Origin of the sequence: Blautia sp. AF26-2 (assembly GCF_003460955.1) — a bacterium.
GTDB classification, from domain to species: domain Bacteria; phylum Bacillota; class Clostridia; order Lachnospirales; family Lachnospiraceae; genus Fusicatenibacter; species Fusicatenibacter saccharivorans.
On record NZ_QTWD01000001.1, the window covers coordinates 1 to 9,605 of the forward strand.

Annotated in this window: 9 protein-coding genes and 1 pseudogene; 7 read left to right on the forward strand and 3 right to left on the reverse strand. The window is 46.2% G+C overall.

All coding sequences use genetic code 11. From position 1 onward, the window contains the following. The coding region (locus tag DWY63_RS00005; protein WP_117800626.1) for an ATP-binding protein at nucleotides 1–1,129 on the reverse strand (1,129 nt) is incomplete at its 3' end. A gap of 121 nt (nucleotides 1,130–1,250) precedes the next feature. Here DWY63_RS00005 and DWY63_RS00010 point away from each other — a divergent pair. After that, entirely contained in the window at nucleotides 1,251–2,663 is a 1,413-nt protein-coding gene (locus tag DWY63_RS00010; protein ID WP_117800628.1) for a relaxase/mobilization nuclease domain-containing protein, read from the forward strand. Nucleotides 2,664–2,937: 274 nt separating this feature from the next. Here the strand turns inward: DWY63_RS00010 and DWY63_RS00020 are convergent, their stop codons facing one another. After that, nucleotides 2,938–3,294 (reverse strand): helix-turn-helix domain-containing protein, encoded by a 357-nt coding sequence (locus DWY63_RS00020; protein ID WP_117500085.1) that lies wholly within the window; start codon nucleotides 3,292–3,294, stop codon nucleotides 2,938–2,940. Between the two features lie 171 nt (nucleotides 3,295–3,465). On the opposite strand from DWY63_RS00020, the gene DWY63_RS00025 reads away from it, so the two are divergent. The 5 genes from DWY63_RS00025 to DWY63_RS00045 all read left to right on the forward strand — a co-directional run bounded on the left by DWY63_RS00025 (nucleotide 3,466) and on the right by DWY63_RS00045 (nucleotide 8,657). Beyond that, nucleotides 3,466–3,669, forward strand: a complete 204-nt coding sequence (locus DWY63_RS00025) for a helix-turn-helix domain-containing protein (RefSeq protein WP_117800631.1) — start codon at nucleotides 3,466–3,468, stop codon at nucleotides 3,667–3,669. Next, nucleotides 3,647–4,330, forward strand: coding sequence for a response regulator transcription factor (locus tag DWY63_RS00030; protein ID WP_117800633.1), 684 nt, complete (start codon nucleotides 3,647–3,649; stop codon nucleotides 4,328–4,330). Before DWY63_RS00025 ends, DWY63_RS00030 begins: the two co-directional genes overlap by 23 nt. 9 nt (nucleotides 4,331–4,339) lie before the next feature. Continuing rightward, entirely contained in the window at nucleotides 4,340–5,575 is a 1,236-nt protein-coding gene (locus tag DWY63_RS00035) for a sensor histidine kinase (protein ID WP_055066044.1), read from the forward strand. 62 nt (nucleotides 5,576–5,637) lie between these two features. Next, nucleotides 5,638–6,321, forward strand: coding sequence for an ABC transporter ATP-binding protein (locus tag DWY63_RS00040; protein ID WP_117800635.1), 684 nt, complete (start codon nucleotides 5,638–5,640; stop codon nucleotides 6,319–6,321). Continuing rightward, nucleotides 6,318–8,657 (forward strand): ABC transporter permease, encoded by a 2,340-nt coding sequence (locus DWY63_RS00045; protein ID WP_117800638.1) that lies wholly within the window; start codon nucleotides 6,318–6,320, stop codon nucleotides 8,655–8,657. The genes DWY63_RS00040 and DWY63_RS00045 overlap by 4 nt, the downstream gene beginning before the upstream one ends. Before the next feature lie 140 nt (nucleotides 8,658–8,797). Here the strand turns inward: DWY63_RS00045 and DWY63_RS00050 are convergent, their stop codons facing one another. After that, a complete protein-coding gene (locus DWY63_RS00050; protein ID WP_117800640.1) occupies nucleotides 8,798–9,040 on the reverse strand; it encodes a hypothetical protein in 243 nt (80 codons plus the stop codon). A gap of 218 nt (nucleotides 9,041–9,258) precedes the next feature. On the opposite strand from DWY63_RS00050, the pseudogene DWY63_RS00060 reads away from it, so the two are divergent. Further along, a pseudogene (locus tag DWY63_RS00060) lies at nucleotides 9,259–9,605 on the forward strand (sigma-70 family RNA polymerase sigma factor); the annotation flags it as partial.

The following is a 9,605-nucleotide window of genomic DNA, read 5'->3' on the forward strand; positions in this document are numbered from 1 at the left end:
TGACTCTGAAATCTGTCGCTGTTGAGGAAAATTCAGGCTTATATGCCTCTGTGTATCCAGGTAGCTTTTCGGTTTCACTGACGATTTTGCGTAGGCCACTTCCACGGCGTTCCATGTACTTCATGCGGTGGAACAGGTCAGCAATCACAGGGTTTCGTCGCATGGAACGGATGCTGTAAATATCGTATTCCTGAATTGAGCCGCCGCCAAACATACCGCCCGGAGATGTGATTTCCACCCGATCATCAAACATATCAATATGGATTTCGCTGCCAAGCACAATATAATCACGATGGATAAGCGCATTAACAAGAGCCTCTGTCACAGCTCGTTCAGCATAATCCGGCTTGTCTACACGATACTGTGCCTCTTTGACAAAACGGACTTTGGAATTATTGCGAATAAATTCACTGCCGCTTTTCAGTAGATAAATCAGATTCCCCTCGTATTCTTTATCGTCCAGTGCATCATCAAAGATAGAGCTTTTTTCCAAGCCATTCCACCGGGTACAGAACATACGGGAGTTATAAACTGTGTGCTGATCGGTCATGAGTTTTCCGGCATTGGTCAGGAGTCCATTTTTATCAGTCAAACCAAAGGAAACATAATCGGATGGCTCAAAGCGGAGACCGGTCCGTTCCAGATAGGTTGCTTCCAGAAGTGTAAAGCTGTAATCCTTTTTTACCGCGTCTGTTGTTAGGGTATCAAAGGACTGATTGGTTCCCTTTAAGATTAGTTCATTCACAATGTAATCCGGTGCAATTACGCTTTCATTTCCAACACGGATGTATGCTTCCATTACTCCGTCTGCCTTGTAATAGTATGGGGTGCTGCGGCCAGGAGAAACCTCCAGAGCCAACAGGTTTTTACCATCTTCCTGCAATGGCTTTAAGATAAACTGCGGTAATGGTGTGATACGTTCTTTGATTAAGCGGCTGATCGCTTCAGCATCCTTTTGAACATCTGACAAGCCGATAGGCTCCCGGTCATCAGAGACTCCGAAAAATAGAGTGCCGCCGATCCCATTGGAAAAGGCACTGACACTTTTTAACCAGCTTTTTGGCTTTTTTGTTTCGAGAGCAACTTTGAAATCACATTCCGTTGCTTCGGCAATGAGCTGTTCTATCATAAAATCCCTCCTTTGAGGTTGTAGAATGTTCTTTTTTATTATACCCAGCGGAGAAAGTTATTGCAACGATAGAAGCAAAGAGTTCAGCGAAAAAATATTTATGAGAGGAGGGCCTTCTATTATGGCAACTACAAGAATCATGCCGCTTCATGTTGGCAAGGGTCGCACAGAAAGTCGGGCAATCAGTGACATCATCGACTATGTAGCAAATACACAGAAAACAGATAACGGCAAGCTCATTACCGGCTATGCGTGTGACAGCCGGACTGCGGATGCAGAGTTCCTTCTGGCAAAGCGGCAGTACATTGCCGCTACCGGACGAGTGCGCGGTGCAGATGACGTGATTGCCTATCATGTGCGCCAGTCCTTCCGCCCTGGCGAGATTACTCCGGAAGAAGCTAACCGGCTGGGTGTGGAATTTGCCAAGCGATTTACCAAAGGCAATCATGCCTTTGTGGTCTGCACTCACATAGACAAGTCGCACATTCATAATCACATTATCTGGTCATCGGTCAGCTTAGAATATGACCGGAAGTTCCGAAACTTTTGGGGCAGCACCAAGGCGGTTCGTCGGCTAAGTGACACCATCTGTATTGAGAATGGACTGTCCATTGTAGAGAATCCGAAACCTCACGGAAAGAGCTATAACAAATGGCTGGGCGATCAGGCAAAGCCCTCTCACCGAGAGCTGCTTCGTGTGGCGATTGACAACGCATTATCACAAAGTCCTGCTGACTTTGAAGAACTGCTGAAGCTGTTGCGAGAATATGGTTGTGAAGTCTCAAAGCGCGGAAAATCGTATCGACTGAAACTCTCTGGTTGGGAGAAAGCCGCCCGCATGGACAGTCTGGGCGAAGGATATGGATTGGAAGATTTGCGGGCAGTTCTCTTAGGGAAGAAAGCACATACCCCGCGAAAAAAAACAGTCACACAGGCAGAGCCGCCGAAGGTCAATCTGCTGGTGGACATTCAGGCAAAATTGCAGGCTGGAAAAGGTGCTGGCTATGCTCGATGGGCTAAAGTTTTTAATCTGAAACAAATGGCGCAGACCATGAATTACCTGTCAGAGAACAATCTGCTGGAGTATGCGGTTTTGGAAGAAAAGGCTACAGCTGCCACGGCACATCACAATGATCTTTCGGCGCAGATCAAAGCGGCTGAAAAGCGCATGGCAGAGATCGCTGTTCTGCGTACTCACATCGTAAATTATGCCAAGACCCGTGAGGTCTATGTGGCATACCGCAAGGCGGGTTACTCTAAGAAATTCCGGGAGGAACATGAGGAAGAAATTCTGCTCCACCAGGCTGCTAAGAATGCCTTTGATGAGATGGGCGTCAAGAAGCTGCCCAAGGTCAAAGAGTTGCAGACAGAGTACGCGAAATTGCTGGAAGAAAAGAAAAAGACCTATGCCGAGTACCGGCGTTCCCGTGAGGAAATGCGGGAGCTTTTAACGGCAAAGGCAAATGTAGATCGAGTGCTGAAAATGGAGGTAGAACAGGATGTTGAAAAAGAAAAAGACCACGGCCAGCGGTAAGCTGGTCCTGGTCAAAAGCGTTCGCAGGCACTGGACATCCGGGGGATGTCCGCTTAGTGCCGACCGGAGTGGAACGGAGACCGCGCAGCCACAGAATGAAATTCTGTGTTCAAAGGGGCTTGGGGGCGCTGCCCTCAACAAGCAAGCGGAGAGGAAAATCACGGAGGGATTTTCTTCTCTGCGGGCCTGTGTGTATTAACACAGGCATTGCTTGCTTCTTTTCTCCGAAATTGAAAAGAACCAGTGAGAGAATCGTTAAATTTCACTCACTGGCTCAATTCATTTCAAATATCTCGGACAACTCTGTCAGTTCTTTCACCGTTTCTTGGGTGTGATGCAACAGGGTGTCACGCATTTCTGGCGGACAGCTGGAATAAAGCATTTTCATCTGATTGACACCTTCATCTTCCAGAGAAATATCTGGATTTATAAGCGTATCTAAAGAGATGTGCAGGACCTTTGCCAATGCTCTCAAAATCAAATAAGAAGGATTCATTTTCCCCTTTTCGATATTGGCGATTTGCTTTACAGAAACATGGCTCAGATCCGCAAGCTCCTGTTGTGTCAGGTCTTTTTTCTTTCTGGCTTCCCGCATTTTTTGCCCTAAAGCAGTTAAATCATCAATCGGCATAATCGTTCACCTCAATAATATTGTATCGTTCCGGTTTGATTTGAGGAATAACCTTATCATTCCGGTTTTTACGGTACGATTATACCGATTTTTCTTTTTTGCAACATGGTTTCAGGCTTGTATTCTTCGAGCAATAGAAATATAATGGAATGTATTGCAGGAGGTGCAGAGATGGACTATGTGACCCTAAAAGAAGCAAGTGAAAAATGGGGAGTTTCAATTCGGCAGATAAACTATTATTGCGCCGGTGGCCGTATTCCCGGTGCTGTGAAGGTGGCTACAATTTGGCTGATTCCGAAAGACGCGGAAAAGCCTGTGGATATGAGAACGAAGCAAGGAAAGGAGCAAAAAAATGCAAAAGATACTTTATGTTGAAGATGATTTGAGCCTGATTGATGGATTGCAATATACTTTGGAAGCAAGTGGATATATGGTGGACAATGCCAAAACTGTAAAGGAGGCTTTGGCCCTATTCCGAAAGAACACCTATGATTTACTTTTGCTGGATGTTACGCTCCCAGATGGCACAGGCTTCGATGTTTGCAAAGCGGTACGGAACAGCTCAACCGTTCCCATTATATTTTTGACAGCTTCGGATCAGGAAATCAGCATTGTCCGAGGACTTGATATGGGTGCCGACGATTATATCACCAAACCGTTCAAGCTGAATGAACTTCTATCCAGAATTAAGGCAATCCTGCGCCGTTCCTTGCAGTTTTCCAAAGCAGATACCTTTTTGGAAGCTAATGGCGTTCGTGTGGATACGGCAGAGCGGCTCGTCTGGAAAAATGATAAACCGCTTGATCTCCCATTGGTGGAATACAAATTGCTGTGTCTGTTCATGCAAAATCCCAATCACCTTATGTCGCGCGAAATGATTCTGGATCGGATGTGGGATGGCAACGGTAATTTTGTGGACGATAATACTCTATCTGTGTATATCCGGCGGCTGAGAAACAAAATTGAGGACACACCCAATCAGCCTAAATACTTGCTGACGGAACGAGGTATCGGCTATAAATGGGTCGTTGAGTGAGGACGAGGTATGGGCAAATTAGGGAAAGAAACAAAGAATCTACTGTTGGCAATCACCGTCATCTGCCTTATTTCATTTCTACTTGCCGCAGGACTTTCGTTTTTACTTGCAAAGGACTTCCAACATGAGATGCTGCTCCATGACTATGGTGTTTCCGGCTACCAGCTGAACCATGAGGATAAATTGCAGATTTCAGCTTTTACTGCTCACCCCAACGAAAGCGATATAGAACGAGGCAAAGAAGCGCTGGCCTCTATTGGATACAGTGAAGCAACATCTATGCAGCTATTGCCCACTGTTCGGGAATATCGCAATCAGACGATGCTGTATCTATTCTTGCTGCTGTTGTTTCTGTTCGGTATGGTATATCTGGTTCTGCTGTTTTATCTGCGACGCCAGCATAGAGCTATTGATGATGCAGGAAGTAAGATTCGAGAATTTTTGGATGGCAATTCTATGTCCAGAATTGAATGTTCCCAAACCGGTGATTGGTATAGCCTTTTCCATGATGTCAATGAAATGGCGACTATTCTCTCCGCCCATGCAGAGAGCCAGAAGCAGACAAAGGAGTTCTTACAGGACATCATTTCGGATGTATCACATCAGATTAAAACGCCGCTATCTGCTTTGAAAATGTACCATGAAATCATAAGCAGTCATAAAGGAGAAGCCGAAACGGTGGCGAACTTTTCGGAAAAATCTCAACGAGAGATTAAGCGAATGGAGAACGTTATTTATACACTGCTCAAACTGGCGCGCCTGGATGCGGGAATTATACAGATGGAAAAAGCAGAAGAAAATGTTTCCGCTCTCATGCAAGATGTTTTGGAACGATTTGAAACATGGGCAGAACAGGATCACAAAGAGATCACCCTTTCGGGTAAGGATGATATTTCTCTTAATTGCGATGCACTATGGATGTCGGAGGCGATTGGAAATATCGTCAAAAATGCTTTGGAACACACACAACCGGGCGGTCACATTTCGGTGCAATGGACACAATCACCCCTGTTGACTCAGATCGTCATTACAGACGATGGCAAAGGTATCCACCAAGAGGACTTATACAACATTTTCAAACGCTTTTACCGCAGCCGCTTTTCGTCAGATGTGCATGGGATAGGATTGGGCTTACCGCTGGCTAAATCTATTGTGGAGGCACATGGGGGAACTATTTCTGTAACCAGCACACTCGATGTTGGAACTACCTTCACATTGAATTTTTTCAGCCTTACAAATGAGTAAGATGCAGGTCACTTGGAAGTAAGCCGAAGGGGGTATGATGTGACCATAAGGAGGTACTGCGTATGAATATTCTTGAAGTACAGGACTTGTGCAAAACCTATGGAAAAGGTGAAGCAGCGGTTCAAGCGTTGCGTCATGCAACATTTTCAGTTCGCAAAGGTGAATTTATTGCCATTATTGGTGAATCCGGCTCCGGCAAAAGTACGTTGCTGAATGTTGTGGGTGCTCTGGACAAAGCCACTTCCGGCAAGGTCTGGATCGACGGTCAGGATATTTTCTCAATGCCGGAGAAAAAACTGACCGTGTTCCGGCGGCAACACATCGGTTTTATCTTTCAGTCATTTAATCTGATCCCGGAACTGAATGTAGAACAGAACATCACTTTTCCGTTGCTGCTTGACTACAAGCGGCCAGACCAGAGGTTTGTCAACGAGCTGCTGAATGTTTTGGGACTGACCGAACGCCGTCATCATCTTCCCAGTCAGCTCTCCGGTGGCCAGCAACAGCGTGTCGCTATCGGCAGGGCTTTGGTTACACGACCTGCACTGGTTTTGGCGGACGAGCCGACCGGAAATCTGGACAGTAAAAATAGTCAGGAAGTCTTGGCTCTCCTGCAAACCATGTCGGCCAAGTACCAGCAAACCATTTTGATGATTACCCACAACAAAAATCATGCAAGTGCGGCAGACCGCATTTTCAATATGTCTGATGGTGTGCTGAAGGAGTTGGGGGCGAGCCGGAAATGAAACACTACCTCGACTTGGTTTCTATCTCCAACAAGGTTCACCGCAGGCAAAGCCGCATGACACGCATTTGCATTGTGCTGGCGGTTTTCCTGGTTGCAGTCATGTTTGGACTGGCCGATATGTATTTGAAAAGCATGACGGATGAAACCCGGCATCAAACTGGAGATTGGCATTGTAAAATCACAGCTATTGACGAAAAAACATCCGAATATATTGCTGCCCGCCCTGAAATAGACTTGTCTGGCTGGCAAGGCAACATTCCCGCAGAAATCGGCTGCACAGTGGCAGATCAGCCCGTTTCTGTTGCAGGGATGGACGAGACAATATTTTCTGAAATTTATTTAGGTTCTGTCCTTTCAGGTGAGTTCCCTGAGATAGCTGGACAGGTAGCTGTTTCATCTACATTAGCACAAACAGCAGGAATTTCGTTGGGAGATACTCTTACTTTGAACTCTCCTGATGGGAGTACAATGCAACTGGCGATTACGGGAATTATGGATGATGATGCCGCCAATATGATCTCGGGAAGTGCCAGTGCAGTCCTTTTGACACCTGAAGGGCTGTCAAGCATTCAAACTGCGGATCTAAGCGGCAACTGGCAGTATGTCGTTCGGTTCTCGCTGCTCACTAATGTTGGTTCCAGCATTGCTGATATTCAGCAGCAAAACGGCATATCTGATGCACAAATCACCCAAAATGAAGAACTGCTCAGTATGCTCGGGCAGCTGCCGGGTTCCAATATGTCGCAGATATACACAATGGCATTTCTGCTTTCTTTGGTGGTAATGGGAACTTGTGTTATGATGATTTCCAGTAGTTTGAATAGTAATGTCAGCCAGCGCATGGAGTTTTTCGGTTTACTGCGCTGTTTGGGAGCCACTCGTCGCCAAGTATTGCGCTTTGTGCGCCGTGAGGCTTTACAGTGGTGCATTACCGCCATACCCATTGGTATCGGGTTAAGTATCGTGGTGGTTTGGGGACTGTGTGCAGTCATGCGGCAGCTCAGCACTGTATGGTTTGGTTATATGCCTATCTTTGGCATTAGCTGGCTAAGCATTGGTGTGAGCATTGTATTGGGACTTATTACCGTTCTATTGGCGGCTCGGACCCCCGCAAAAATGGCAGCAAAGTTTTCCCCATTGGAGGCTGTCACAGGCAATACACAGCAGGAATCCTCGTTCCGCCATGCGGCAAACACTCGGCGGTGGCATGTAGAGGTAGCACTTGGTATCCATCATGCCAAGGCCAAACGGCGCAGCTATATTCTGATGACAGGTGCATTTGCAATCTGCATCACCTTGTTTTTAGGGTTCTGTACGCTGGTTCCCTTTATGGAAAACGCATTTATGCCGAAAGAATGGTCGCCCGAGCTTTCCATTGTCAGTGACACAAATACTTGTTCCATTCCGGCGGATCGAAGGGATGCCGTAGTGCAAAATTCCGCTGTCAGTCGAGTGTTTGGCAGAATGTTTGCTTATGATGTTCCTGCCCAAATTAGCGGCGCAATCCATAACAGCAATCTAATCTCCTATGAAGAAAATCAGTTCCGCTGGGCGCAAGATCAACTAATTGCAGGTTCTATAGATACTGTAACGAACACGCCGGGACAGGTCTTGTTTGTGGCAAACACAGGAACAGAAGTGCAGGTGGGAGATACCATTACACTGACAATAAACGGGAAGAATCAAACAGTTACGGTAGGGGGTGTTTTGTCTGACAGCCTATTGGCTCGTGCAGAGGGAACGGAAACACTGATCTGCTCCGAGGAAACTTTTTCGCAGCTGACGGGTGAGATTGGATATACTATCCTGGATGTCCAGTTCCGCTTTGGTTCTGATGAAGAAGATGTTGCCGAGGTTGAAGCATTGTTCGGTGATGGAGTCACTTTCACTGATGTCTTAATCCAAGCACAGCAACAACGTGGCCTTTATTATGCTTTTGCAACATTGGTATATGGTTTTCTGTCAATCATTGTAGCCATTACGATTTTCCATATTATGAATACCATCAGCATGGGAGTTTCCGCCCGAACTCGTCAATATGGAGTAATGCGTGCCATTGGCATGAGTAATCAACAGCTTACACGCATGATTTCTGCGGAAGCTGCCTCGTATGCCATAAGTGGTGTCATATTGGGATGTATTTTCGGATTGTTGTTTCATTGGTTCCTGTACTCCAGCCTTATCACTCGCACATTCGGAAATCCCTGGAGTGTTCCGTGGCTGGAATTGTGCTTGATCGTAGGTGTGATTCTCGCAACCACGGCGCTGGCTGTACGAGGCCCAGCAAGAAGATTACACGCTATGTCGATTGTGGAAAATATCAGCTCGCAATAAAATTATATGGCATACGCCAATAGGCTAAATACTCATGTGGATTTGAAAGGTTGTCCCTCCGAGAAGATCGGTGTGGGCAACCTTTTTATTTATCTTACAGATAAGTAAGATGGAAGTCATTTGGAAGTAAGATTGATTCCTTAAAATCGAAACAAATAAAGATTTCCTGCCGGACGACGGCAAAAGAAAAAAAGCCGTCGTAGAGCAGACAATTTGACACGCCCATTTGAAACGACGGCTTTGATTTTCAGAGCCGCCGTTTCTTTGCGTTTGCACAAACCTATGACGACTTGCAGGGACACGGTGGCCGATTGGAGGTTATTTTGCCGTGTCTCGTTTGCTTTTTCAAAGCTCACATGATCTACATCAGTTAAAAAAAGCATTGCTCCTCCTCCGGGCAAGTATAACATTGCATCGGCATTATCGTTCCAGGTAATTCAGTATAATAATGGCTGTTCTTGGCGCGCCAGTTTTCCCTCACGGAAATCTGGCGTTTTTTGTTGCCATTTTTTCGGAGATGACCCGGTTGTCTGCCGGTGTCGGTCTCCGCCTCCATTCGATTCACCCGTCAATCACCCGTGAATCGAAATGGAGGTACATAATGAAGAAAATTAACCTTCGGGAACTTTATCCTGATGTTTATACAACAGACTTTTTTGTAGATGTGACAGAGGAAGTAATGGAGACTATTCGAGCAGCTGAACGTGCGGAGGCTGCGTATGAGCGAAAGATGTATCGTTATAAAGCACAGTATTCTCTGGATTGCGAGAATGGCATTGAAAATGCGGTGCTGTTGAAGCCGCAGACACCGGAGATGGTTCTGGAGGAAAAACAGTTTCAGGAGCAGGTCTATGCCGCTGTGATGAAGCTGCCGGAGAAACAGGCAAAGCGAATTTATGCCCGATACTATCTGGGAATGACGGTAAATGAAATTGCCGAAGTAGAAGG

Bases quoted from the DNA above. Each gene is read 5' to 3' on its own strand.
- DWY63_RS00050 (WP_117800640.1), bottom strand. From the start codon at position 9,040: ATGCTTTTTTTAACTGATGTAGATCATGTGAGCTTTGAAAAAGCAAAC.
- DWY63_RS00010 (WP_117800628.1), top strand. From the start codon at position 1,251: ATGGCAACTACAAGAATCATGCCGCTTCATGTTGGCAAGGGTCGCACA.
- DWY63_RS00045 (WP_117800638.1), top strand. From the start codon at position 6,318: ATGAAACACTACCTCGACTTGGTTTCTATCTCCAACAAGGTTCACCGC.
- DWY63_RS00030 (WP_117800633.1), top strand. From the start codon at position 3,647: ATGCAAAAGATACTTTATGTTGAAGATGATTTGAGCCTGATTGATGGA.
- DWY63_RS00025 (WP_117800631.1), top strand. From the start codon at position 3,466: ATGGACTATGTGACCCTAAAAGAAGCAAGTGAAAAATGGGGAGTTTCA.
- DWY63_RS00020 (WP_117500085.1), bottom strand. From the start codon at position 3,294: ATGCCGATTGATGATTTAACTGCTTTAGGGCAAAAAATGCGGGAAGCC.
- DWY63_RS00035 (WP_055066044.1), top strand. From the start codon at position 4,340: ATGGGCAAATTAGGGAAAGAAACAAAGAATCTACTGTTGGCAATCACC.
- DWY63_RS00040 (WP_117800635.1), top strand. From the start codon at position 5,638: ATGAATATTCTTGAAGTACAGGACTTGTGCAAAACCTATGGAAAAGGT.